At 39.7% G+C, this 25,171-nt stretch carries 20 protein-coding genes and 2 tRNA genes; 7 read left to right on the top strand and 15 right to left on the bottom strand.

Annotation, left to right across the window (positions count from 1 at the left end):
* Positions 1 to 196: 196 nt before the first annotated feature.
* The 5 genes from QY304_03760 to QY304_03740 all read right to left on the bottom strand — a co-directional run bounded on the left by QY304_03760 (position 197) and on the right by QY304_03740 (position 5,160).
* Positions 197 to 496, bottom strand: coding sequence for a hypothetical protein (locus tag QY304_03760; protein ID WKZ26476.1), 300 nt, complete (start codon positions 494 to 496; stop codon positions 197 to 199).
* Positions 497 to 575: 79 nt separating this feature from the next.
* Positions 576 to 2,378, bottom strand: coding sequence for a translational GTPase TypA (gene typA, locus QY304_03755; protein WKZ26475.1), 1,803 nt, complete (start codon positions 2,376 to 2,378; stop codon positions 576 to 578).
* A 244-nt stretch (positions 2,379 to 2,622) separates the two neighbouring features.
* Positions 2,623 to 3,837, bottom strand: coding sequence for a DEAD/DEAH box helicase (locus QY304_03750; protein WKZ26474.1), 1,215 nt, complete (start codon positions 3,835 to 3,837; stop codon positions 2,623 to 2,625).
* Between the two features lie 502 nt (positions 3,838 to 4,339).
* Positions 4,340 to 4,999 carry a ChbG/HpnK family deacetylase gene (locus QY304_03745; GenBank protein WKZ26473.1) on the bottom strand — a complete coding sequence of 220 codons (660 nt, stop codon included), beginning with the start codon at positions 4,997 to 4,999 and terminating at the stop codon, positions 4,340 to 4,342.
* A gap of 87 nt (positions 5,000 to 5,086) precedes the next feature.
* Positions 5,087 to 5,160, bottom strand: a tRNA-Gln gene (locus tag QY304_03740).
* Positions 5,161 to 5,193: 33 nt separating this feature from the next.
* Here QY304_03740 and QY304_03735 point away from each other — a divergent pair.
* On the top strand, positions 5,194 to 5,370 hold the full coding sequence (locus QY304_03735) for a hypothetical protein (protein ID WKZ26472.1): 177 nt from the start codon (positions 5,194 to 5,196) through the stop codon (positions 5,368 to 5,370).
* 233 nt (positions 5,371 to 5,603) lie between these two features.
* Here the strand turns inward: QY304_03735 and QY304_03730 are convergent, their stop codons facing one another.
* A complete protein-coding gene (locus QY304_03730) occupies positions 5,604 to 6,290 on the bottom strand; it encodes a methyltransferase (protein ID WKZ26471.1) in 687 nt (228 codons plus the stop codon).
* Between the two features lie 142 nt (positions 6,291 to 6,432).
* Here QY304_03730 and QY304_03725 point away from each other — a divergent pair, with 142 nt between their 5' ends.
* On the top strand, positions 6,433 to 6,975 hold the full coding sequence (locus QY304_03725) for a hypothetical protein (protein ID WKZ26470.1): 543 nt from the start codon (positions 6,433 to 6,435) through the stop codon (positions 6,973 to 6,975).
* 272 nt (positions 6,976 to 7,247) lie between these two features.
* Here QY304_03725 and QY304_03720 read toward each other — a convergent pair whose 3' ends face one another.
* The 5 genes from QY304_03720 to QY304_03700 all read right to left on the bottom strand — a co-directional run bounded on the left by QY304_03720 (position 7,248) and on the right by QY304_03700 (position 13,639).
* Entirely contained in the window at positions 7,248 to 8,909 is a 1,662-nt protein-coding gene (locus QY304_03720) for a CTP synthase (protein WKZ26469.1), read from the bottom strand.
* Between the two features lie 12 nt (positions 8,910 to 8,921).
* Positions 8,922 to 9,848 (bottom strand): permease-like cell division protein FtsX, encoded by a 927-nt coding sequence (locus QY304_03715; GenBank protein ID WKZ26468.1) that lies wholly within the window; start codon positions 9,846 to 9,848, stop codon positions 8,922 to 8,924.
* A gap of 36 nt (positions 9,849 to 9,884) precedes the next feature.
* Entirely contained in the window at positions 9,885 to 10,565 is a 681-nt protein-coding gene (ftsE, locus tag QY304_03710) for a cell division ATP-binding protein FtsE (protein WKZ26467.1), read from the bottom strand.
* A 28-nt stretch (positions 10,566 to 10,593) separates the two neighbouring features.
* Entirely contained in the window at positions 10,594 to 11,502 is a 909-nt protein-coding gene (locus QY304_03705) for a PCRF domain-containing protein (GenBank protein WKZ26466.1), read from the bottom strand.
* Between the two features lie 589 nt (positions 11,503 to 12,091).
* Complete coding sequence (locus tag QY304_03700) at positions 12,092 to 13,639, bottom strand: recombinase family protein (GenBank protein ID WKZ26465.1); 1,548 nt, start codon at positions 13,637 to 13,639, stop codon at positions 12,092 to 12,094.
* A gap of 659 nt (positions 13,640 to 14,298) precedes the next feature.
* Between QY304_03700 and QY304_03695 the strand changes: the two genes are divergently transcribed.
* Genes QY304_03695 through QY304_03685 form a run of 3 tightly spaced genes read left to right on the top strand, consistent with a single transcriptional unit; the run spans position 14,299 to position 18,295 of the window.
* Complete coding sequence (locus QY304_03695; GenBank protein WKZ26464.1) at positions 14,299 to 15,105, top strand: inositol monophosphatase; 807 nt, start codon at positions 14,299 to 14,301, stop codon at positions 15,103 to 15,105.
* Positions 15,106 to 15,110: 5 nt separating this feature from the next.
* Entirely contained in the window at positions 15,111 to 17,384 is a 2,274-nt protein-coding gene (locus tag QY304_03690; GenBank protein WKZ26463.1) for an aminotransferase class I/II-fold pyridoxal phosphate-dependent enzyme, read from the top strand.
* Entirely contained in the window at positions 17,381 to 18,295 is a 915-nt protein-coding gene (locus QY304_03685; protein ID WKZ26462.1) for a glycosyltransferase, read from the top strand. Before QY304_03690 ends, QY304_03685 begins: the two co-directional genes overlap by 4 nt.
* On the opposite strand, the gene QY304_03680 is transcribed toward QY304_03685, so the two are convergent.
* The 3 genes from QY304_03680 to QY304_03670 are packed head-to-tail and all read right to left on the bottom strand — an operon-like array spanning position 18,292 to position 21,553.
* Positions 18,292 to 19,467 carry a glycosyltransferase family 4 protein gene (locus tag QY304_03680; protein WKZ26461.1) on the bottom strand — a complete coding sequence of 392 codons (1,176 nt, stop codon included), beginning with the start codon at positions 19,465 to 19,467 and terminating at the stop codon, positions 18,292 to 18,294. The two genes, QY304_03685 and QY304_03680, sit on opposite strands and share 4 nt — an antisense overlap.
* Positions 19,468 to 19,479: 12 nt before the next feature.
* Positions 19,480 to 20,160: a glycosyltransferase family A protein gene (locus tag QY304_03675; protein ID WKZ26460.1), complete on the bottom strand. Its 681-nt coding sequence runs from the start codon at positions 20,158 to 20,160 to the stop codon at positions 19,480 to 19,482.
* The gene (locus QY304_03670; protein WKZ26459.1) at positions 20,153 to 21,553 is read right to left on the bottom strand and encodes a hypothetical protein; all 1,401 of its coding nucleotides are present in this window, start codon (positions 21,551 to 21,553) and stop codon (positions 20,153 to 20,155) included. Before QY304_03670 ends, QY304_03675 begins: the two co-directional genes overlap by 8 nt.
* A gap of 83 nt (positions 21,554 to 21,636) precedes the next feature.
* On the opposite strand from QY304_03670, the gene argS reads away from it, so the two are divergent.
* Positions 21,637 to 23,436 (top strand): arginine--tRNA ligase, encoded by a 1,800-nt coding sequence (gene argS, locus QY304_03665; protein ID WKZ26458.1) that lies wholly within the window; start codon positions 21,637 to 21,639, stop codon positions 23,434 to 23,436.
* An 873-nt stretch (positions 23,437 to 24,309) separates the two neighbouring features.
* Positions 24,310 to 24,385, top strand: a tRNA-Thr gene (locus tag QY304_03660).
* A 196-nt stretch (positions 24,386 to 24,581) separates the two neighbouring features.
* Here QY304_03660 and QY304_03655 read toward each other — a convergent pair.
* Positions 24,582 to 25,130 (bottom strand): NUDIX domain-containing protein, encoded by a 549-nt coding sequence (locus QY304_03655; protein ID WKZ26457.1) that lies wholly within the window; start codon positions 25,128 to 25,130, stop codon positions 24,582 to 24,584.
* Between the last annotated feature and the right edge of the window lie 41 nt (positions 25,131 to 25,171).

The raw sequence follows: 25,171 nt of genomic DNA, 5'->3' as shown, positions 1-25,171 counted from the left end.
TTTTTCCTTCTAAGTGACCAGAAATTAAATTTGCTTTGTTTTTATTTGTACTTCCAACTGCTCCCTTTAAGGCCTTATTGAAACCTCTTGCGCTCTTATAATTTCCCCGACCAAAAATTCCTCCCGGAGTGTTATTTGTTGGTTTACTGGGTATTTTAATTTTATCAAGTTATTAATATCTTTATATTAACATATCTTAAAACAAGAAAAAGAGAGTGAGAGAAATTAAGAATGTTATCAGGGCAAACATTCCAACTGTGGAGAGGAAAAGATTTACGGCTTGTTTCTTTTGTCCGTCAATGTAAAGGAGAATCGGCTCTGCAACAAAAAGATAAGCCATCACTGCGGCAGAAATAACAAAAAGCGATAGCATAACCATAGGAATAAGTATTGTTTCAGGCAATTCAGTCATTTTTTCGGTATATTGAATAACCGACACTATAACCACAATATACAGCTCCGCCAAAAGTGCCTTTGTTAATGATTTTTTAATCATAAATCTATTCTAACAAAAAACCGCCCCAAAGGCAGTTTTTTAATTTTATTAAGGGATTTCCTTAGTGTTGGGTTTCTAATCAAGCTTTTGTTTTATTTCGTTTTGCTTTTACCCTATCTGTCTCTGTCAGTTCTTTTTTTCTCAAACGCACACTTTTTGGAGTAATTTCTAAATATTCATCTTCAGACATTATTTCAATAGCACTCTCAATAGTCAGCCGAAATGGCGGAGTCAGCATTATATTTTCATCGGAACCAGAAGCTCTCATATTGGTCAGCTGTTTCCCTTTTGTAGGATTTGCGATCATCTCTTCACCCTTAGAAGTGCTACCGATAACCATGCCTTCATATATCTCGTCACCAGGACCAATATATAAAACGCCGCGAGTTTGTAAATTGTCTAAAGAAAAACCAAGAGCTTTACCCGTCATCATTGACGTCATAGAGCCATGTAGTCTTTTTTGAATTTCTCCAGCATAAGGACGGAAGCCAATAACTCGACTAGCCATAATTCCTTCTCCTTTTGTATCAATAATAAATTGCCCTCGATAGCCCAGCAGTCCTCTGGTTGGACATTCAAAAATTAAGCGAACATTATTTACATCTTGCTTCATATTCATCATATTTGCACCGCGCTTGGAAAGCTTTTCCATTATAACTCCTTGAAATTCAGACGGTGTGTCTATAGTTATCTCTTCAAACGGCTCGCTTTTTATTCCATCCCCTGGCGTAAGATAATCTTTTATAATTACTTGCGGTTGAGAGACCTGAAGCTCGTAACCTTCTCGACGCATATTTTCCAAAAGAATAGCGATGTGAAGCTCCCCTCGCCCAAAAACTTTCATTGTTTCTCCTGAAAAATCAACTTTCAAACCAACGTTTACCTCAAGTTCCCTTTCCAAACGCTCGCGAATCTGGCGTCCTGTTACAAATTTTCCTTCTCGACCGGCAAACGGTGAATTGTTAACCAAAAAATCAAGAGTAATCGTGGGTTCATCAACTTTAATAGCTGGTAGACTTTCGATGTCTGAAGAATTGGTGATTGTATCGCCAATAAAAATATTCGGGAGACCGGCAATCAAAACAATGTCGCCCGATTCAGCTTCTTTTACCTCTTTTCTTTTAAGTCCTTCGAAAGTAAAAAGATTGGTAATTTTTCCTGTTTCAACTTCGCCTGTGGTTTTTTTGATAAAAACAGTGGTACCAACCTTAAGAATACCTTCATATATACGCGCAACAGCTAGCCGTCCAAGAAAATTGTCATATCCAAGATTAAAAGGTTGGGCTAAAACAATGCCATTATCTTTTTTTCCGGCAGATGGCACTTTTTCTAAAATCTCATCAAGAAGTGGCGATAAATTTTTATGAGGATCTTCAAGAGATCGTATCGCCACTCCTTCCCGAGCAATGGAATAAATAGTGGTGAAATCTAGCTGTTCATTATTTGCTCCGAGATCCATAAAAAGTTCCAACACCTCATCATGGACTCGCGCAGGGTCGGCCGCCGACTTATCAATTTTATTTATCACAACGATCGGCTTATGACCAATTTCTAAAGATTTTTTCAAAACAAAACGAGTCTGGGGCATCGGGCCTTCTTGGGCATCCACCACAAGTAAAACCGAATCGATTGATCTAAGCACTCGTTCTACTTCCGAGCCAAAATCAGCATGACCGGGCGTATCTACAATATTTATTTTTACACCTTTATAAGTTACAGAAGCGTTTTTGGCATAAATAGTTATTCCTCGCTCTTTCTCTATGGCGTTAGAATCCATGGTAACCCCTTCTTCAACAGCTCCTGTCTCACGCATAATAGCATCGGTCAAAGTGGTTTTACCGTGATCAACATGCGCAATAATTGCAATATTTCTGATTTCCATAAAAATTATATAAACAGCAACAATGAGAAAACAATATACCTTACTTGAGTTTTTCTTGCACTAAAAGGTAAATTATCTTTCCCGTATCAGATTTAAACATCTAAGACATTCTTTCTGGTTTGGTCTCGTTTTTATATATTTATTACCACACTTACAAATAATAATTTTAGAACGAGTGACTCTTTCAACCCATTTACCCTTCTCTTGGTATATCTTCTTTGGTGGAGTTTGAAACGATTTCATATTATTCAATAAATGTTAACGCTTTACCAAGTTTATTGGCTCGACCGGTACGGCCAATTCTATGAACATAATCTTCATATGTTGCCGGAAGATCGTAGTTTATAACATGACTTATATCCATGATATCTAAACCACGGGCTGCAACGTCTGTAGCTACCAAAACCTGAACCACATTATTTTTGAAAAGCTGTAGAGCCCTCTGTCGTTGCGAATGACTTTTATTGCCATGGATAGACTCTGCTTTAAATCCTCTCTCAATGAGAACTTTGGAGAGCTTTTCTACTTCATGTTTTGTACGTCCAAAAATGAGAACCTTGTTAAAATCTTTTATTACCAAAAGATCATGAAGAACATCAATTTTTTTCCTAGAAGCAATTTTAATAACATTTTGGTCAACATTCTTTGAAGTATGACTGGATTTTACAGAAATTCTTATTGGATTTCTTAAAAATTCACTTATCAGTTTTTCTATTGCTGGTGAGATGGTGGCTGAAAAAAACAAAGTTTGCCTATCTTTTTTCATTCCGGACATCAAAAACCTAACTTCAGAAATAAAACCCATATCAAGCATTCTGTCCGCTTCATCAAGGACTATTAACCCAAATTCAGAAAGAAAAAGTTTTTTTCTATTTGTTAGGTCTCTAAGTCTTCCGGGAGTTCCTATAATAAAATTGTTTTGATATCGCAAATCTGATATTTGTTTTCCGATATTAACTCCTCCCACACAACAAACTGAAAACACCTTTATTCCAACGGTTAAGTCTTTTAATTCCTGATTTATTTGTATCCCGAGTTCTCGAGTCGGAACCACAATAAGAACTTTCTCATTTTTGTTTAGTAGGACTTTGTTTATTAAAGGAATAAGAAAAGCGGCAGTTTTTCCAGTACCGGTATTTGCTATTCCGACAATATCATTTCCATTCAGAATATGCGGAATGGTTTTATCTTGAATGGGTGTGGGGGTTAAATATCCTTTATTTTTTATGACATTCTTTAGTTTGTCTTCTATTTTAAAATCTCCAAAAAGGTTTTCTGGCTTGGAATTTCTTGTTTCGGCTTCTATATAATCAGCTTTATTTACAAATTTTACTGGGTCTATATACTGGCCAAACTTGTAGCTCTTAGGTCGAAAACGCCCCGGCTGGCTGCGCCTGTTTTGAAAAGAAGACTGACGAAAAGACCTGTTCGGCCCACGATGGAACTTATTTTTATGCATTACTTTATCTTGATAACTCCCAGTCTTTACAGTAAAAGTGACCAGTCAGTCTCGTCAGTTTTTAGATAAAGTCTTTTAAAAGCTTCAATACTTTCTGAATCTTAAATTCAAAAGAAAAACTTATGAGATTTAGTTATACGTCTTATATGATATACCGAATATATTTTTTTGTCAAATCTGCTGTGTTTGTTAGAAAAAGAGCCTCCGGCGAAAGTTCGCGCGGAGGTTGAGTTGCGAACATTCTGCGCCTCGCAGTGCTCGCTCGGCACCAACTGCGCTCGCGCTTGTTGGCTGCGGGACTTGCAATCTCACTTTTTAAATAAAGTCATTTTCTTCTCTCTTCTCCAGCTTTTGATTTGGACTAGCTGCTTCGCTCCCTGCCTGCCGACCGGCAGGCTTAAAATCACGGCTGGCCGTCTCGAGCTCGAACCTTGAGGATCCAAACCCTGCTTGGCGGAATTAGCTTAATTTTAGAATCCTCCACGACGGGTCTCGAGCGCCTTTATAATATCTCTTTCCAATTTATCAATTGCACATCATGGTTTTTATCAAAATATTCAATAATTCTTCTGTCTGTTAGTGTACGCAACTCTAACTCCCTCGTATCGTTGTAAGAAGTCATATTCCTTAATTCGTCATTAGAATAACCAGGATGAGTCATTATTTCGCTTATACCCTCATCTAATCTTTCTAAAATATCGAGCAAACTCTCAACACTTACCCTGTTGGGATCAATACCATTATCATTTTTCACATTTATACCAAAAAAGCTCTTGATAGATTTCGCATGACCTAACTCTCTAACCGGCACATTATGTACTGCTGAATATTGTTCAAGAAGTGGAATTAGCTGTTCCAAATTGGAAGATCGTGGCTTGTGAATATCAATATGGTCAGGAATCTTTCCAAATAACTTAGTAAATATTTCAATTTGATTACTGAATTCTATTTGAGGATTTTCTAAAGTCTTTTCCATGTGCAAGTGAAGCCCGATAGAAATATTCTTTTCTACATCAATAAGATTTGTAATATCTTCTACCGCCTTTCCGTAAACCATAACTGATGTACTGCGAACCACTCCATTTTTTATGGTTTCCAAAATCCCTTCGTCTATGCTCTTGCTGTATCCAAAGTCGTCAGCATTGATTATTATTTTTTTCATAATTTAATTGTATCGTTATCACGAGATCATTGCTCTATGCAGACTTTGAAAAGCATTGCATCGACGCTCTTCGTGCGCCGCACGACTTGGCTGCGGGTCAGGGATTCGAACCCCAATTTTCGCTTCCAGAGAGCGACGTGCTACCTTTACACCAACCCGCAATACTTCTAACTTCTACAGAATATAGAAAAAATATGAATTATTCAATTCAACAAGAAGCTATTTCTATTGAAGAGTTTGGTCTAGATTTTACGGCTGAAACGATAGCCGTGAAGAGACAAGAAGCCAATGCCAAAAACCGCGACCCAAGAAAGCCACATCGGAACATAAAACGCACCGATATTCACTTCCCAACCGAATGCAACGCGTGACAAATGAACCATTGTGACGACAAAAAATAACAAAGACGTCACAACAAAGTATGTATTCTTTTTCATATATTTTAAATTCTATCCTGAAACTCAAAAAACTGTTCCGCTTTTTCCACAATTGGGTCAGGGGTTAGGGTTAGTCCGCCAGCTGTCGGATTAGCCAATAAACATTCCAACATTCTATAGAATATTGGAATGTTTATGGATAAGAAAACTACGCACTAGTGCTTAAATTATTTTCTTATCAATTCATGCAGAGTAACTTCAATTTTATTTCCTTCATATCCAACCTTTCTCAAAATTTCTTCTTCATTAAATCCGTTCTCTTTGGCCAATTCTCTAAAATATTCCAAACCACCTACATCAGCTAAACCTATCAAAACCCTTCCACCTGATGCCAAGTAATTTCCGGCCTCACTTACAAATCTTTTTAAAAGCTTGTACCCCGGATCAAAAATAGCTTTTTCAACAATGTTTTCAAACTTATAATCTTCCGGCGCTGTTATGAAAGGATGATTCCAGTAAATAGTAGAAAACTTACCTTCCACATTTTCAAAAAGATTGCTTTCAATTACCTCTATCTTGTCTTCAACTTTATGTAATTCGCAATTTAATTTTGTATTCTCAAGTGCAGCAGGGCTAATGTCTGTCGCCAATGCACGCTTGGCACCATTTTTAATTGCCAGAATTGATCCGTAACCAGCCCCACAACCAATTTCCAAAAAATTTTCTTCCGCGCGGTAAGGAAAATTTGGATAAAAAATTCCCGCCGATGGAAATAAGATAGGAGAAAAAACAAGAGGCATGATCAAGAATCTCTCATTACAAAGCTCAGATACAAAAGGCCTATCGACTTCCATCCCTCGTCTGGCAAATTCTTTTGATTTTTCGATTTGATCCTGATCGTACTTAATATTCACCTTTTGATTAAACTATTTCCGAGGATTAAAGTCAAAGAGATTTGGTATATAATCACCCCACAGATTTTTGAGAATTTTGGATGGTTTTATGTTAACACCTCATCCATTCCAGTTTTTAAATTTTTACTTTATAATTAATAATATGGGTTTTGAGGGTACACCAAACCAGATACCAAACGAGGGTGAACAATACCCTGATTCTTGGAACGCTCGACGTAGAATGCCTCTTCTTGATACGGATAATAATAGAGGTTTTCGAGACACTGATAAAGTGGCAAGCGGCATCGGTCAAGTTTTAGGAGGAGCATTGATGGGAGCGGTATTAAGAGGAAGTAGACGACAAGAAGGATTTAAGGGAAAACATAATGTATCTAGTCATGGTGATCCTACGGTTGGAACTTTTACCGAACGAGAGGTGCTTTATGATGAAGCACAGAGATTACTTGCGGAATATCTAAAAAAAGGAGAAATAGACCGAGTTCTCTCGGGAATTTCTGATTTGAGTCCAGACGAGAAAAATTTTGCAAAAAATTTTATTACTTACGTTTCAGATAAAGGCTTTAATTTTCCAGAAAATCAAAGGATTACTGAGAATGAGGAGGAAGTTTTAATTAGAGTCTTTACAGAACTTACCGAGACTAGTCGTCTAGAAGAATCGCAAGACAGCTTTTCAGATGCTGCTTAAATATCGCTTTTTCCACAATTGGGTCAGGGGTTAGCCAATAGAGTTTAGGAGAATCCAAAAAAATTTGGCCTAATTATTCTACAACATTTTAAACTCTAAGTTCTAAACTCTAAACCCTAATCAAGTTTTAAGTTCTAAGATCAAAGTTCCAAATTTCATTTTAGAGTTTTAATCTTTGAGTTTTAAGTTTGATTAGAACTTAGAGTTTAGAATTTCAAAATAATAATTGGTCATTGTTTAGAGATTAAAAATTAAAGCTACATTTGGGAGGGCTAACTCTTAGAGCGGTCTTTGGAGGCACGAATGAAAGCCGAAAACAAAGGATGCGGTCTCAAGGGCCTTGCTAAAAACTCCGGATGAAATTGGGTTCCTAAGAAAAACGGGTGCTTGTTTTTTGGTAGTTCGGCAATTTCCATCAATCGCCCATCCGGTGAAGTACCAGAAAAAATCAGCCCGGCTTCATAAATTTGATCAACATATTCAGGGTTAACTTCAAATCGGTGTCGGTGACGTTCTGAAATATTTTCTTTACCGTAAATTTCTCGAGCAACCGTACCAGCGCGAAGACGGCAAGGATAAGCGCCAAGCCTCATTGTGGCGCCGTATTTTCCTTCTTTCAAGAGCTTTTTTTGCTCCGGCATTATATCAATAACTGGATGCAGTGTTTCCGAATTCACTTCGGTGGTATGAGCACCTTTCAGTTTCAAAACATTTCTGGCATATTCAATAACCGCAAGTTGCATACCATAGCACAACCCAAAAAATGGAATCTTATTTTCCCGCAAAAATTGGATGGCGCTGATTTTTCCTTCAATGCCGGATTCACCGAAACCACCGGGGATAATGACCCCGTCGTAATTTTTTAAAATTTTCAACTTCTCCGGATCTTCCTCAAAATCTTTACTGTTCAACCAGTGGAGCTCTGGTTCGACTAATTCTGAAAAGGCCGAGGTTTTAATCGCTTCTATGACAGAAATGTAGGCATCAGACAAAACAAAATCGCCAGTATCAAAATACTTGCCGGCAATCGCTATTTTTACTTGTTTTTTTGACCTCTTTGAGTTAGCCACAAATCGGCGCCAAGACGAAAGGCCGTTGCGCGGGCTTTTGGCCTTTAATTCCAAACAATCAGAAATTATTTTGCCTAAATTGTCTTTTTCAAAATTTATCGGTACATCATAAACGCTTTCAATGTCCGGAGCCGAAATAACATGATCTTCAAAGACATTGCAAGAAATCGCTATTTTCTCTTTTCTTTTCTTATCAAGGGGCCGCTCGCTTCTGGCAATAATAATGTCTGGCTGAACTCCATAGGAATTGAGCATTCTGACTGCATTTTGAGTTGGCCGAGTTTTCATCTCGCCCAAAGTTGAGGGAATCGGCAAGAAACTAACCAAAATAAAAATTACGTCTCTAGGATTTTTCAGCCGCAAAACTCTGGCGGCTTCAATAAACATTATATTTTGATAATCCCCAACTGTGCCACCGATCTCTACCAAAGTAACATCTGAACTAGATAATTCTGCTGACCTACCTATCCTCCTTGTGATTTCGTCCGTTATATGAGGGATCGCCTCAACACACTTACCTCGATATCCAAGATTTCTCTCTTTTTCAATAACATGCTGGTAGACCATACCGCTTGTCATATAATCCTCTGGTCGCAAATCCAAACCCATAAACCGTTCGTAATTACCCATATCTTGGTCGCACTCCAATCCGGAATCCAAAACAAAAACCTCACCATGTTCAGTGGGGTTCATGGTGCCGGCGTCAACGTTTAGATAAGGATCTATTTTTATCGGATTGATTCTAAAACCTCGTGCCTGAAGAATTTTTCCGATTGAAGCAGTCGCTATTCCTTTGCCAACTCCAGACATCACTCCGCCTATAACAAAAATATATTTATGGTTTCTTTTGGTTGGCGACGGCATCTTTTTTACCTTTTAGTTTTTAAGATATCTTCTAGCTGCCAAGTAACTCGACAAAGCGCCGATAGCGACTCCAGAAATCAAAACAATAACGGCAATCTGCCCAAAATTTCCCAGATAATATCCAAACATATTCAATCCAATGAAAAATCTTTCTGTCACACCGCCAAGCCAATAAGTGACCGGCAGAAAAATCAGAAGAGTCAAAATTCCAGCAAAAAGTCCGTATAAAATTCCGCTGACCACAAACGGGCCTTTAATATACATCGGACTCGCACCAACGAGCTTCATAACAGATATCTCTTCCTTGGAAATATAAATTGCTAAACGAATCGTGTTAAAAGTAATCAGCACAGAAACAAAAGCCAAAATCATAGCTAGAATAAACCCTAACTGTTCCGAGGTCTTTATGATACTTGAAAGACGATCTATCGCCGGCTTGTTCTGAAAGAAATTGACCCGATCTATTATCGGCACTCCATCAACTGACAAAAAATTCCCGGTCTGTAAAAAATTAGCAACCCCTTCGTATTGAGTTGGGTCTTTAGCTTTGACGTTTAAAGATGCGCCAAGCGGATTATCGCCAAGTTCCTCCAAGGCCTGCAAAACAAGCTGATCGCCCCGATGTCTTTCAGTAAATTTTTCTAATGCCTCTTCGCGCGAAGTATATACAACATATTCTACTTCCGGCAAACCCTCAATCTTTTTTTGAAGATCCAGAATATCACTCTCAAGCGCGCTAACCACAAAAGTCACACGGATATCAACCTTATCTTTCAAAATTTCCAATGTTGAATTTAAAATAGCTCCCAGAAAAATCACCGAGCCGATAGTGAAGAGAGTAACAAGCATCACCAAGACAGAAGAAAGCGAAACAAAACCATTGCGAAAAAAATTAAAAAAACCCGATCTGATTATTCTTTTTGTGTTTACCCAAAACATTATAATAAATTTAATAAAGTCTCTTATGAGATTTTATCACAGAACATATCTCCCTTCTTTGCTATCTCTTATGACCTTACCTTTTTCCATGGTAATAACCCGCCTACCAAGAGAATCAATCACCCCTTTATTGTGTGTTGTCAAAACAACCATTGTCCCCAAATCGTTTATCTTCTGTAAAATCTGGATAATCTCGTAAGTATTCAAAGGGTCCAAGTTACCAGTCGGCTCGTCAGCAATTACAATGTCCGGTTGATTAACTATCGCCCTTGCAATCGCTACTCTTTGTTTTTCACCGCCGGAAAGCTCATTTGGAAAATTCCAGAACTTTTTGCCAAGATCCACCAATTCCAAAACATGTGGGACATCGCTTTCAATTTCTTCATCGCTCCGACCGGCGGCTTCCATAGCAAAAGCCACATTCTCAAAAACAGTTTTGTGAGGCAAAAGACGGAAGTCTTGAAAGACCACACCAATTCTCCGGCGATAATAAATCATATCTTGTCGGCGCAAGGAGTGAATATCTACTGACTCAAGAAAAACTTTGCCTTGAGTTGGCCGTTCTTCCGCCAAAAGCATTTTTAAAAGTGTTGTTTTTCCAGCGCCAGAATGACCGACTATGGAGACAAATTCGCTGGGCTCAAAAGACAAGGTTATCTCTTCAAGTCCAATTGAATTGTCAGAATAGATTTTTGAAACTTTATCAAAATAAATCATGGCTGATTGTATTGAACAAAACGATTCGCTATGTTTTGTGATTTTTGAAATCTACAAACATCTCTATATTACCATTTAATACGCTTTCCACATCACTTGTTTCAACGACAGTTCTATGGTCTTTTACCATTTTGTAAGGGTGAAAAACGTAAGAGCGAATTTGATTACCCCATTCAATTTCTGTGGTCTTTGAAACATACATACCTTCAACTTTTTTTATTCGCTCTTCCTCAAGGGCTTTAAACAACTTACCTTTCAGAATCTGCATGGCTTTCTCTTTGTTTTGGGCTTGAGAGCGCTCGCCATCAGCGTGAGCGGAAATATTTGTCGGAATATGAACAATCCTCACGGCAGTCTCGCGCTTGTTGACGTTTTGCCCACCCGGGCCGCTGGAACGAGAAAATTCAAACCTCAACTCATTTTCTGGAATTTCAAAATCAGTAATTTTCTGGAATTTTGGAATAACTTCAACCAGAGAAAAAGAGGTGTGGCGCATTTTTTTGGCATTGAACGGCGAGATTCGGACCAAGCGGTGGACGCCTGATTCGTTTTTCAGAGTTCCGTAAGGACCTTTCTTGCCCGCCGAATCTTTGGCGGAAGATGGGCCACTAATTTCAAGAGTGATATTGCGGTAACCGCCGTGATCATTTTCGTTTTGATGAAGAATGGTTATGTCCCAACCCTGTTTTTGGAAAAATTTCATATACATTTCCAAAAGAATTCTGGAGAAATCCTCGGCGTCATCACCGCCAGCACCAGAAAAAATAGTCATAATGGCGTCGCCCTTGTCGTATTTGCCCAAGCCCTCCTTTTCAAGTTTTAGGTCATTATATTCTTCAACAATTTGCTTAGCGCGGGCTTTATTCTGCCAAAAAGATGGGTCGGCCATCTCTTTTTCAAGTTCTTTGAGTTTTTGTTCAATCGCTTCTTTATCCATGAGAAAAGTATAACAAATTTAAAAAGGTTGCCCCGCCCGCCAAAGGCGGGCGGGGCTAAATAAAAAACCCTCTCGCACTTTTTCGTGCGTGAGGGCTCCCCGCTAAACGGGGCCGCCGGTTTCCCTTTCGGGCGGGAGATACAGGGGTACAAAGTGTTAACGGTGGGAATTCAACCCACCCACAGCGGGTATCTAATCCGCTTTACCCTGTTTCCATCTTTCAGGCCGAAGCCTTCTTTGGCGGGAGGCATGGGAGCATAAGCAGGAGCGCCTCAATTTCCTGATCGTAGTTTTGATTTTAACATGAAAAAGTGTTGAAAAAAGTGATTTTATATAATAGGATTTAGCCACGCATTAATTTAATGCGCCAACGTAGCTCAGTTGGTAGAGCACGCCCATGGTAGAAAGCATTTCTGCCCTCTAAAAGAGAAATCTTTTAGAGAATCCTGAATAACGGTTAAAGACCAGAGCTTGGTTAAGACCGTGGCATCTCAGTTAATTTAATTGGGAGGCCCGAACGACTGACAAGGGAGACTAAGTTCACAATTACGAATAAGTCTAAGATACAGTCTAGCCCCCTGATAAGCTTCTAGGAAACAGGGGTAAAAGCGAAGGGCGAGGTCGTCGGTTCAATTCCGACCGTTGGCTCAAGAATCAAACTCAACTGCTTTTTAGGGGCAGAAGTTTTGGCGGCGCGAAGCGCCGCATAAGGGGGGATGGGATTTCCGCGCGCTTCGCGCGCGTGAATTGAGAGGTTCAATCCGAAAATTTTTTGGAGGGATGATTTTTTCAAAAGGAGGTCTTCCGCTTGCGCGATTTTGTCCAGTGTTGAAGCGTCCGTTATCCAATTTCGGACAGGTTCAACCCATAAAGCGGGGGCTCGTTCAAGACGGACGATATTTTCTTCTATCGTCCGGCGTTCCGACATAAGAGAACGCCTGCGAGACAAGTAATCTTCGCGCTCGATGTCCTCGGCAACATACAAGTCCGTCAAGCGCGTTATTTGCCGAGAAATGTTTTCGCACTTGTCTCGCAGTTCTTGAACGGCCTCCGCCGCCGTTTTGGAAGCGTTAGCGGCTTCTGTATTCAGCATCTCCGAAAGTGGAGATACCCACTCCTGCGACATGGTGTATTCGGAAAGAAGCGCCGAAAGTTGCGAGTCCAAAAGCTCGCTTCGCATCGGCGCTTCTTTGCATCTCACGGCCTTGTTCTTGCGTGTACATCGGTAATATGTGTAGCGATGAACATTCCCGTTCTTCTGATGCTTCTCTTTCATCTCGGCCGTGATTGCCATGCCGCAGAAGCCGCAACGCAGGAGTCCGCAGTATGGCGCAGGATCGGTTTTGACGGCGAGTGTCCGGCCACGTCCGCGAAGCACTGCGTTCGCCTTGTCGTACAGTGCTTTTGAAATGAGAGACATGTGATTTCCCTCGTACACTTCGCCCGCGTAGCGGAAGTGTCCGTAATAAAATGGATTTTGCAAAATGAACGAGATGCGCGAGATATGGACGCGACGATTTCCTTTTGATATTACGCCTGCGTTTTCAAGAAAAGTCGCGAGGCCGTCGAGCGTTGCGCTTCCGCTTGCGTACTTTTCAAACATTTCGCGCACCAGCGCGGCATTTTTCTTGTGAACGCGGATGGTTTTGGTGCGCGGATCATTTATGTAACCGATAGGGGCGAGTCCGGGATAAATTCCTTGCCTCGCTTTTTGCCGCAATCCCCGTGCTGTGTTTGCGGAGAGTTGGCGTATGTACTCGTTCGCCATCCCGAGCTCGACGGACATCATCAACACATTGTCGTTCGGATAGTGCGAGCGGTCGTGTGTTTGAATGTGGCGAATGACACCTTGCTGCAAAAGCCACTGCACTTGTCCGCCATCCACGGGATTTCTCGCGAGGCGGTCTACCTTCCAACAAATAATGCCATTCGCTTCGCCCTTTTGAATCCGCGCCATCATGTCGCCGAACGTGGGGCGGCCTGGAGATTTTGCACTTCGTTTTTCAATAAACTCTTCTAAAATTTCCAACTCCTGATTTCTGGCAATAATTCTCAACTCTGAAAGCTGTGCTTCAATAGAAAGCACTTGCTTGTCCTCGACATCAGTAGATTTTCTAGCGTATAGAAAATATTTCATAAACTTAAATGGCCGCCCCGGTGCAATCAATCCAAGTCGCCTTGAACTGTCTGGGACGGCCATTAGGAAAGACGACCTGTCGGATTGATTGCACTTAAAGTATAGCACTTTCCATGGGAGCAATCATCGCCGTTTTATAATGTCTCCGCAAAAACGGCGATGATTGGTGTGTGCGCACGGGCGGGTGGGGTAAACACACATAAACTTGCAGAGCTGCCTTTTGATCCTCCCTCCAAAATTTTCGGATCAGAATTTTCTGAACCTCCTTCACGCGCGCGAAGCGCGCGGAAATCCCATCCCCCCTTATGCGGCGCTTCGCGCCGCCAAAACTTCTGCCCCTAAAAAGCAGTTGAGTTTGATTCTTGAGTCCCTATTGTACTCCGCTCGAACCTATTTTAGCAAAAATACCGAATGACCTGCCACGCGCCGCGCGCGTGGCGATGCGATACCAAATCGTACGCATTGGAGTTCGTGATGACTCTCAAACGCCGCCCAGCGCCTCCGCATCCGCTCCGGCGCTCCGCCCTCGCCCCGTTTCCGCTCTCATACTTTTCTTTTTTCGCGGGGGGATTTTTCAAAAATTGAATGGGCGGAAAACGGGGCTCGGTCGGGCCTAAAATTTCTTGAAAATAAAGTAATTTTACGCTAGATTACATTCCATGGAACTAAATAATAGACTTGATTTTCTGCTCAAGTTTATTTCGTCAAATGCAAACAAGGCTCTGGAGCATTTTAATAATGGTAATAATGATAATCACTCAAAGAATGATGGCTCATTAGTGACAGAATTGGATGTTTTCCTAAATAAAAAATTTATTAGCGAAATAAGCATAAAATATCCCGGAGAAGGTGTTTTGGGAGAAGAAATCTCTCTCAAGAAAAATTCTAATTTCCAATGGGTTATTGATCCGATAGATGGAACAGACGCATTCGTAATGGGTTCAGCGAACTGGACAATATCAGTAGGCCTACTGGATGATGGCGCCCCAGTGCTTGGTGTGGTTGCAAATCCTATTTTAAACCGAATACTTTTTGCGTTTAAGGGTGGTGGTGCGTTTAAGACTAAAATCACTAACTATCAAAAATGCGATCAAATATTTATATCAGATACTAGATCCATTAGCGATGCAAAGATTTTTGGTCTGTATGATAAAAATGCACTATATGCCCCCAGTGCATTCATTAAAGATATTATAAAAGACGCGAAGTATTATCTTGATTTCTATTCTTTTTCAGAACACTGCTCTTATCTGGCTATGGGGAAAGCGGATGCGGTGATATTTTGGTGGGATACTTTGTACGATATTGCTCCACTAAAGATTATTATTGAAGAGGCTGGTGGTAAGGTAACGGACTTATTTGGTGAAGATCAACGTTATGATTGTCCAATAAAAGGAGCTATTTTAAGTAACGGCCATCTACATGGGTTTCTCGTCGAGAAGTTAAATAGTGAATTGCATAAATAAATACTATGATGTTCAACATAGAAAATCAAGACGAATTAATCCATACTCTTTCGAATAAGATAATGGAACAGTTTCCGACTGAGGTTGAATATGCAGTTATTTTTGGTTCCCGAGCTCGCCTTGAGAACAAACCAGCGAGTGATATTGATTTATTACTTATCTTCAAAGACGGAAGTTTAATTCAATCTAAGGTTGACGAGTTTAAGGAATTCTTTATCCAGTTTCACGTTGATTATGCACTTATTCCTGATGAACATTACCCGGGTGAGTTTATTACTCGTTCTGAGTTGGAAAAAGCAATAGCTGGATACGGATTTACTTACGATCAAAAACATGTAGAGATTTTACCTCTTGCCGCGAATGAGTGGACAACATTCAACGAGTATAGACAATGGTTGAGTGCTTGCGCTGGTCCCAGTCAGTTGATTATAGGCGACCCGGCAAGTTTTGAGGAATTAAAAACCAGATGTCTTCAATCTATCATACTGTTACTGTTGTTATCCGGTAGCAAAGATACTTTTGATCAGCAAGAAATAATAACCCGATTATTAGATGAGGGCAAAGAATATTTGGGTTTCTGCAATACAAATTACACGAGACAATATCTGGATAGGCATCTACCGCTGATACTATCGAAACTCGAACAGCAGGGCTTAGTGCTTATTTCAGAAAACAAATATACCGTGCGAAGATCCAATGCTATCAACTCATTAAATAGATTAACAGATAAATCTGAGTTTGATTTAAAGAGTAAGTTTCTTGGCGATATTGGCAAGGAATATGGGGAAAAGGTTTTTAGAAAGTGCTTAGATATCGGTGTTGATTTTATTACCAATAATCACCATAAAGTTTTAAATTTTTATCCGGAACAAAAAGTTCAAGCAAATCTGTTAGAGAATATCCCTGAGAAAGGTCAGGCTTTGGAGCAAGTTATATCAGAATATCAAACAAAAATACTTGATGGTTCAATAAGACAATCATCTCCAAATTATTTAGCTTTTCCTGATTCTGGAAATGCCACATCCGCATTGGCGGCAAGTATTTTAGAGTGTTTTACAAATCAGAATCTTATAGCAACTGCTAAGAGCGCACCAACCGGGACTTTTGTCGAAGTGCAGGTTATTCACTGGCTTCGCCAGCTTATTGGTTTTGCGAATCCAAAAGAAATCCCTGGAAATGCTTTGGATGTGGGAGGAGTGATGGTTACTGGTGGTACTCTTGCAAATACCATCGGACTTTTAGTTGCTCGTTGTAAGGTTTTTCCAGAATCACGAAAGCAAGGTTTAACAGAATCAAATATAAAGCCGATCTTACTCATTACCGGCGATACCATTTATCATTATTCTCATATAGCCGCATTCTGGTGGCTCGGTTTGGGGGAAGAGAATATTGTGAAGATAAATATGCTTAATGATTACCGTCTTGATTATGATGATTTGGAAACAAAGCTCGTTACATACAACAATAGTAAAACATCAAAAGTAGTTGCGGTGGTAGCACAAGCTGGTGATTCGAGAACAACTACCATCGAAAATTTTGAGAAAATAGCACTGATTACAAGAAAACATAGTGTATGGCTACATGTCGATGCGTGTCATGGCGGTGTGGCCTTGTTTTCAAAAAATTTAAAGGCGAAAATGCAAGGAATTGAAATGGCTGATTCAATCAGTATCGATCCACACAAGGGGTTGGGTATACCATATTCCTCAAGCGCAATACTCTTTAGAGATCTAGCCGACCTTCAGCTGATTAGTAAATCCACAGATATTACTATTCAAAAGGGTTCATTTGATTTGGGGCAGATAACACCATTTTTAGGGAGCAGACCATTCGATAGTTTAAAATTATGGTTCTTCATGAAGCATCTTGGTGTTGATGGTGTGGGAGAGTTGGTGGATTACCGCTTCAGCCTAGCAAAAAAGTGGTCTATAACAATGAATGAATCGAAGTACTTCATCGCTCTTAATAATGTTGAGCTAAATAGTGTAGTTTTCTCTATTTCACCAGAAAAACTTCAATCACACTATCCAGACATCACTTTCGACTCTTCATTAATAAACCAAATCAACCAATCACTTCACAATCTGACGTATACGGAGGGCTACATGTGCATACACACTTTTGACATTATCGATGTCACGGAGAAAATTATTCCTAGTAAGCAAAAATTGCGTGTTCTGGGGGTTACAATAGGAAATCCTCACACATCTGACTCTGATTTTTCTGGGCACCTTGAATATCTAGAAAAGTTGCTTGAGAAAATTATCAATTCTTTATGATTCTAATTACCACATATTATTCTCGGTCTGGAGATCAGAGGTTTCTAAATAGACGCCAATATCTTGAACAAACAATACAATCAGTTGATTCGCAAAATCTCGACAATCTTTTCCATTTAATCGTCGACGATGGAAGCACTGATGATATGTACTCGGTATTAAGCAAAAAATATGCCGACCATCCAACGCGAAGAGTGATCAGAAGAGAAAAGTCTCATGCAGAACCACTAAGTTCGACAAATGCAAGAAACTATGCAATAGAGTTATGCCTCAAGCATAAAAATATAGCAGGTATTGATATTTCCAACCATAAATATATTTCATTCACTGATTCTGATGATCTCGTTACCAATCTCGGTTTGAGATTATCTTTTATGGAGAAAAATCAATTTTCTTTTGGCTATTCTGATGCTTTTATTTTTTTCGATAATGATATCCCTGGTCGCCTTGTTTGGAAAGCTCTTAACCCTCAAAGGGCATACAAGAATTTTTGGATTTTTGGCAAGATGCCATATCCGACCATGTGTTGGAGGAAAGACTTTTTGGAAGGATTAACCTTGTGGGTTAAAAGACGTTATGGTTTTGATGGACCATTTGATCCTAATATTGGGTGCGCTGAGGATGTGGACATCGCGCTTTCTTCGTTTGAATATGCAAAAATTGTTAACACAAAGATAGGCTATATACCAGAAGTCACTGCTGGATATCGAATACACCAAAATTCTTTAGCGGAAATTAGAGAACAAGGAACTAGAAAAACTGAAGAACATAAAGTTTTAATAAGGCATTTTGGCCGCATGGAAAGTCTCTGGATGTATGTAAAACGTGCCATTGTGCGTCCTGAATTTTTGTTTCCATCGCTAATAAAGCTAAGAAATAGATTCCGTAAGAAGTTTGTAGCAGATGTCTAACATTCAGACGCTTGAAATTCTCCGAGATTATTAATATAGAGATTAGCAATATTTTTGATATCATATTTTTCGACCGTCCTCCTGATACTGTCTTGAATATCTCGTTGTTGTAAATTATTTTTGCGTGATATGTAATACTCGAGTATAGTTTTCACTTTATTTGGATATTGCGTATCTATAAAGTCCCCATTGGTATTTGGTATTATCATCTCCGATAATCCTCCGGTCTTTGTACCAAGTACTGGTATGCCGTTTGCTAGAGACTCAAGGGCAAGTAATCCAAACGGCTCATAAAGAGATGGTACGAGGCTTAAATCACAGCGTCCTATAATCTCTTGAGTTTTTTGGACTGAAATCCATCCATGGTAATGAACATGCTTCATTGCTTCAGCGCTGAAGTGCTCGAAGTACGTTTTATCGGGAGCACAGACATGCAATTCAACCATTTTTTCTTTTTCTAAAATCATATTAAGGATCGGGAACATTTCTGTCGCTCCTTTCATTTTGTCATGCAACCTTCCTCCGATAAAGATGCGATACCACGCATCTCTTTCAACTTGCTTTTTAAAAACAAATTTGGATAGCTCAACTCCATTAGGAACTATTCGGTAGTCTTTAACATCGTATTGAAATGGTATGAAATCAAATTTTGATAAAAAGAACACCATCGAAGCATTTTTAATAAGCAATCGTTGCGACTCAAGAGTAAGCTTTTTCAAATCCCTGTTATTTGGTATGAGTTTATCGTAATTTTCTAAGACAATCTGTATGTGACAACTGTAAAACAGTTCTTCCTGGTTTTTTAAAGTAAGTAGTAACCGATTGTAAATAGACCCGCCTATCTCATGAACCCACACATCTTTATTTATTAGATTAAGGTTTCTTATATGCTCCAAAAGAACCTTGTCTCTTCCTATTGTAAATTCTGGATCCCAAATAGGCACGTCCCATGGGTCTTTACTGAGCGGATCACTGATCGGGACTCTGATTATTCTTAAAAAATCGTTAGGTCGCTCATCTATAAAACTGCCATTATAAAACGGGGTTAAGATAGTGACTTTCTGACCCCTCCTGCTTAATTCAGTAGCGATATCAAGCGCAAATTTTCCATCGCCCCCTATGTGGTGTGGCGGCACAGGCGGTGCGAGGATAAGTAGTGATTTACGCTTCATAGTTTATTTCATTCAGTCGACCTCTGGATAAAACCCATGTTTATTAAAAAATCTAGACATATTTTTCTTGTACATCTGGTTTGTTTTTTGGTGAGAATCCACATGATCTGCGAGCATTGATTTTATATAACATAGTTTGGCGCCATGTTTTTGAAAACGATAGAAAAGATCGAAATCTTGGAATCCTTTGTTGCCATCAAATTTAGTGTCGTATCCACCAACTTCATTAAAAAGTTGCTTGGAATAGCAAGTATTGCCTCCTACTATTGCATTGAAGGTCGCCTTATTGTTTTTATCTATGTATTTCAATTTGATTTCGATTGGAAAGTGGTTTGTGGTGTGTCCAAACCTGACGATTTTATAGTCATCATTCTTTGATATTTCCTCGCGTATAGCTTTAAAATAATCGTTACTATTTGGTATTTTATCCTGATCTAATTCCACGATCCATTTATTACTGGCATTTTTAACTCCCGTATTTATTGCCAGACATCGATTATATGTTGAATGTGGATTGATGTAATAATATTTTGCATTATAGCTATAGGCCAATTCTTTGATTTCAATCGCATTATCACTCTTATCGTCAACTACAATAATCTCATCAGACGCCTCAATCTGGGAGCAAATATTTTTCAGATTCTCTGAGAGAATTTTTAATGAGTTATGTACTGGTATGATGATGCTAAACATGTTCGGAGATGATTTGTTTTAACAACTTATCGAAAATGCCCTTCTTTTGAAAATAATCTGTAACGATTCGATCAGCATCTATATTTGAATAAGAGAAATTTGATTTTATTTCTTCATAAGATTTTTCAAATTCATTCAGAATAACTTTTAAGTTATTTAGAACATTTCTGTATTGAACGGAACGAAACCAAAGACCATCTTCATGGTTTAATATACGTAGTATATCTTTTGTGTAATCTCGTGCTTCCTCTAACCACTTATTCATTAAATGTACAAAATTCTTTTCAAAATCATGCAGAGAACCGTCTCTATTTTTACTAACTAAATGGCTGAACACCGCATAGGTTACAGATGTTTGGTGCTTGTAAGAAGAGTCTTTTAAATCTTCAAGTATAGATGATCGATTTGATTCTGATTTTACGTGCCCAATACAACCATCGGTGAAAATTGTTTTTCCATCAAGCGCCTCAAAAAGTTCCCATAGAAGGTCTTGATTCCCGAAGAGTGGTGTGAGTGTAGGGACATTATTGTAGAGAAAAGAAACGCAACCACCCGGAAAGAATTTATTAGTCCCTTTTTCCTGTAGACGATTATCATTTATAACAACTCTTGAGATTCCTTTATTAAAAAAATTTATATGATTTTCAAGTTCCCTGAGAGCGCTTCCAAAAGTATGATTTTTGCCTATTGGTAATAGCTTAACAATGTTGTGGATATCTAATACCTCTTCCGCCTGAGAAGGTGAGATGGTGACTGTATTTTCTCCAACCAATTCGGATTCCGTTTTTGTTTTAGCTATAGTAAGAAACTTATATACAAACTCTGCAAAATCCGCATAGTGCACCAATGGACTCGGTGAATCAATAGTATAGTTACTTCCGCAGATTACTTTTTTGTCATGACCTATGACATTTTCCTTATGTTGAAAGAAGTCGTATTTAGGAATTATTTCTACGCGACCATTTCGTCTGTCAGCTTCGTATGGTAGAATATCGTCATCAATTTTATGGATAATACTGTTGTTTTGATTGTTTTTTAAATAGAAGATCAGGATAGATTTGTTTTGAATACTTCTAATACCCCGCAATTCATTTTTCTCCTCAAAACACTTCAGTATTTCTTCTCCTGATACATGAAGTTTTAAGGAGTATTTGCGTGCAGTGTCCAGAAGCATTGCCTTCTGTTGGTCAAGGCTAAAATAAAAGACTTTCACCCACGCCTCGTCCTTAGGTAGCTTAGAAATTTCTCTTAAAAAGTATTCTTTCTTGTCATAACTATCATCAAATATATAAAAATTTATCTGCCTTCCATTTCTCACTTTTATAAAGGCATTGACTTGTCGAACGATCAGTTCTGGTCTTGTTGTAGCGATAAGAAAATTGTGGGTTTTCATTATTTTAATAATACTTGATAAAACCAGATTATTCCATTTATTATTAGCTATTTTTCTGTTAAGATGGGTTAATTAACACAAATATGTATTCGAAGACATTAGCAACAATTCGATCTGAAATAGCAAAATGTATTACTGATTTTGAAATCAGTACTTCGGCGGTGAGTTTGGATAGGACACCGAGTCAAGAAATGGGAGATGTTACGTGCAATATTGCTCTTAAATATTCAAAAAATGCAAAGATCAGCCCGTTTGCTTTAGCGAATAAGATAGCCGGACATCTTTTATCAAGAAAAATAAAAGATGTTAAAACGATTGAAGTAATAAAACCAGGGTTTATTAATATAACTTTTTCCGAAGATTTTTTTAGCAGTCTTCTTAAGGATATTTTAAATCAAGGATCAGGCTTTGGAAGTAATACTGACTTATCTGGAGAAAAGTGGGTGGTTGAACACACATCCCCAAACCCAAACAAAGCAATGCATTTGGGTCACTTGCGTAATAATTTGGTCGGCATGGGACTTGTTCGGTTATTGAAATGGAACGGAGCATCTGTTGTGTCTGATGCGGTGGATAACAATCGCGGTATAGCTATCGCAAAATTAATGTGGGGATTTCTTGCGCATATGAGAAAGAAAGATGATTTACCAATCGATGTTACTTACTGGATTTCTCATAAGGATGAATGGCTTGCTCCGTCAGAAATTGGGATAAAGCCTGATTTATTCGTCACCAAATGCTATGTGTTGGGAGAGAGCGATTTCAAACAATCTTCTGAAGTGGAGAATAAAGTCCGTAACTTTGTTGTCGAATGGGAAAATCATAATGAGCAAATATGGAATCTCTGGTCTCATGTTCTTAACTACGCATATGAAGGAATGAATAGAACGCTTTCACGGTTAGAAAATCACTGGGATGTTATATGGCATGAACATGAGCATTATCAATCTGGTAAAGAGTATGTTGAACGCGGTCTCAAGGAAGGTATTTTTAAGCAATTAGAGGATGGTGCGATATTGACCGATTTATCCGCTTATAACATCTCAGACACGATATTACTAAAGAGAGACGGAACATCTCTATATATCACTCAGGACATTGCTCTCACTGTTCTTAAAAAGAACCGTTATGGCGCCGATAAATTGGTATGGGTAATTGGTCCAGAACAATCTCTGGCCATGAAGCAGCTTTTTGCAGTGTGTGAACAGTTGGGTATCGGGGACATTCATGATTTCACACATATTCCTTATGGGTATGTCGGTCTGAAGGGAGAATCAGGTGGGTTTAAGAAAATGTCTTCAAGAGAAGGCACGGTTGTGCTTATTGATGATGTGATTGATCAGGTCAAAGAAAAGATCCATCAACGTTTTCTTAATGAAGGTAAGGTGGATTCAGAAATAATGGAAGAACTTTCCGAACGTCTGGCAATTGCTTCAGTAAAGTTTGCTCTACTTAAGCCGGATCGAACACAGGACATTACATTTGATACCGAGAAATCAATAGAGACATCAGGTGACTCTGGAATCTATATTTTGTATACATACGTTCGAACTCAGTCAATTTTACGCAAAAAAGAAGTGGCGAAAGATACCCATGATTTTTCCAAATTTATTTTCAATGACCAGAAAGATGAAAAAAGGCTCCTGTGGCTCCTTCTGTTTTTACCAGACGTCATTAAGATGGCCAGATCAGATTTATCTGTGCATGGCATTGCTCAATACTTGCTAGAAATATGCTCTGCTTTTAATTCATGGTATGCCAAAGAACCGATCCTTGACGGTTCTCCGAGAGAAAATTACAAGCTTGCACTAACAAAATCTGTTGGAATAGTAATAAAAAACGGACTTTCTATTTTAGGCGTCCCGATAGTAGAAGAGATTTAACTTAAAAAGTATAAGGCAACCCCGCCCGCGTCAGCGGGCGGGGTTTGTGCGCGCACGGGTGGGAGCCGTGAACACGGCCAGGCAAGCACATAAGGCAGCGCCTCGGGCTATTTCCACTAGGAGCGTCCAGGGCTAAAGGACGAGCGCCGACGAACACCGAAGTCACAGAAGTTTAGTAGCGGAAGCGACACTCTAAACGAAAGGATGAAAACTAAAAGAGGGGGTTGTGCGAAGGCGGACTCCGAAGGCACGTTAAACGAAGCCACAAAGCGCGTGCAAAAGACAAACACAATTAAGCACTGAAGACTCTGGTGAACCACTGCGAGGAGGAGCCTGAAGCTGGGGGAGAAAATCGTTTTCTCCCCCAAACAGAGGCGCTGCCCGAGCGCCCGCTCCGCAGAGCGGGAGTGCGAGGAAAAGCAGCGCACATAGGCATTTAGGCGCTCGTAGCCCTAGCGGAAATAGCCCGAGGCGGATGCCGAGGGTGCCATCCCTTTAACCATGAACGCCAATATAAACAGGAATAAGTCACGAGGCACCGCATGGGAAGCCGTCCCACCTTCACCTTCCTAGGTGAAGGCCGACCGAGCCCCGTTTTCCGCCCATTCAATTTTTGAAAAATCCCCCCGCGAAAAAAGAAAAGTATGAGAGCGGAAACGGGGCGAGGGCGGAGCGCCGGAGCGGATGCGGAGGCGCTGGGCGGCGTTTGAGAGTCATCACGAACTCCAATGCGTACGATTTGGTATCGCATCGCCACGCGCGCGGCGCGTGGCAGGTCATTCGGTATTTTTGCTAAAATAGGTTCGAGCGGAGTACAATAGGGACTCCGAAATGGTTTGTGGTCGGTAGTTTTTAGTTTATAGTAGAAACACTGCCGACCTAGCTCATCTGGTAGAGCAACGGTATCGTAAACCGTAGGTGCGGGGTTCAAGTCCCCGGGTCGGCTCCAGAATTAGACCTCTCGGTTTTTGACCAACCATTTGGTGGGCGGCTCGGCATTCCTCCCCCTCACCTCCTCCTGCTGATCCGCCCGAGCGAAAATAAGTTGCCCCGCCGCCTGCCCGAATTGTTGAGGGCAGAGTCCCGAGGGACTATATTTGTAAATTTGTTATATACGAAAACTCTAGAATTGAAAATATGTATAATTAGTTTTTCACATTCTTCATCTTACTTTTTGGTAAATTTGTTTCCCCCTTCATCTTTGCCTCTAAAATTTCTCTCGTCTGCGGTATTAAATCTAGACTTAAAGGGTCTTTGGTCCAGATCATTTTTTGGACTTTGTCATCGCTTTGTAATTTCGGTTCTTTTTTAATGGAATCTCGGGGAATAGAAACATTAACAATCGCAAAATTTTTGCCTTCTATATTGTAAGAACCTGAAGTTAAATCTCTAAATGGTCCGGAGTAATCTTCCTCATACTTTAAACCCACCTCTTCTTCAAGCTCTCTTTTAAGCGCGTCTTTCATAGTTTCTCCTTGATGCACTTTTCCGCCAGGAAAATACCATGGACCATCAGGTGGATCTCTTTGCACCAAGAGATATTCCGTCACCTCCTCTCCTTCTCCTTCTTTGTTTTTTGCCAAGCGAGTAATGCAAATGCCAACCACAAGATCGTGCTCTTCCTTACTCACACCCCCCTCAATATTAACTTTCCTGATTGGCTCTTTTCTTGAAATTGGAGATTCAAAAGACATAACTAAATTTTAACACAGACAAATCAGCGACAAAGATAGCT

It is taken from the genome of Candidatus Paceibacterota bacterium (assembly GCA_030583745.1).
GTDB lineage: Bacteria > Patescibacteriota > Minisyncoccia > Phycocordibacterales > BOKC01 > BOKC01.
The sequence above is the reverse complement of the archived record's forward strand: the minus strand, read 5'-3'. Positions and strand labels throughout refer to the sequence as shown.

Bases quoted from the DNA above. Each gene is read 5' to 3' on its own strand.
- QY304_03760 (WKZ26476.1), bottom strand. From the start codon at position 496: ATGATTAAAAAATCATTAACAAAGGCACTTTTGGCGGAGCTGTATATT.
- typA (WKZ26475.1), bottom strand. From the start codon at position 2,378: ATGGAAATCAGAAATATTGCAATTATTGCGCATGTTGATCACGGTAAA.
- QY304_03750 (WKZ26474.1), bottom strand. From the start codon at position 3,837: ATGCATAAAAATAAGTTCCATCGTGGGCCGAACAGGTCTTTTCGTCAG.
- QY304_03745 (WKZ26473.1), bottom strand. From the start codon at position 4,999: ATGAAAAAAATAATAATCAATGCTGACGACTTTGGATACAGCAAGAGC.
- QY304_03735 (WKZ26472.1), top strand. From the start codon at position 5,194: ATGAATTATTCAATTCAACAAGAAGCTATTTCTATTGAAGAGTTTGGT.
- QY304_03725 (WKZ26470.1), top strand. From the start codon at position 6,433: ATGGGTTTTGAGGGTACACCAAACCAGATACCAAACGAGGGTGAACAA.
- QY304_03720 (WKZ26469.1), bottom strand. From the start codon at position 8,909: ATGCCGTCGCCAACCAAAAGAAACCATAAATATATTTTTGTTATAGGC.
- QY304_03715 (WKZ26468.1), bottom strand. From the start codon at position 9,848: ATGTTTTGGGTAAACACAAAAAGAATAATCAGATCGGGTTTTTTTAAT.
- ftsE (WKZ26467.1), bottom strand. From the start codon at position 10,565: ATGATTTATTTTGATAAAGTTTCAAAAATCTATTCTGACAATTCAATT.
- QY304_03705 (WKZ26466.1), bottom strand. From the start codon at position 11,502: ATGGATAAAGAAGCGATTGAACAAAAACTCAAAGAACTTGAAAAAGAG.
- QY304_03700 (WKZ26465.1), bottom strand. From the start codon at position 13,639: ATGAAATATTTTCTATACGCTAGAAAATCTACTGATGTCGAGGACAAG.
- QY304_03695 (WKZ26464.1), top strand. From the start codon at position 14,299: ATGGAACTAAATAATAGACTTGATTTTCTGCTCAAGTTTATTTCGTCA.
- QY304_03690 (WKZ26463.1), top strand. From the start codon at position 15,111: ATGATGTTCAACATAGAAAATCAAGACGAATTAATCCATACTCTTTCG.
- QY304_03685 (WKZ26462.1), top strand. From the start codon at position 17,381: ATGATTCTAATTACCACATATTATTCTCGGTCTGGAGATCAGAGGTTT.
- QY304_03680 (WKZ26461.1), bottom strand. From the start codon at position 19,467: ATGAAGCGTAAATCACTACTTATCCTCGCACCGCCTGTGCCGCCACAC.
- QY304_03675 (WKZ26460.1), bottom strand. From the start codon at position 20,160: ATGTTTAGCATCATCATACCAGTACATAACTCATTAAAAATTCTCTCA.
- QY304_03670 (WKZ26459.1), bottom strand. From the start codon at position 21,553: ATGAAAACCCACAATTTTCTTATCGCTACAACAAGACCAGAACTGATC.
- argS (WKZ26458.1), top strand. From the start codon at position 21,637: ATGTATTCGAAGACATTAGCAACAATTCGATCTGAAATAGCAAAATGT.
- QY304_03655 (WKZ26457.1), bottom strand. From the start codon at position 25,130: ATGTCTTTTGAATCTCCAATTTCAAGAAAAGAGCCAATCAGGAAAGTT.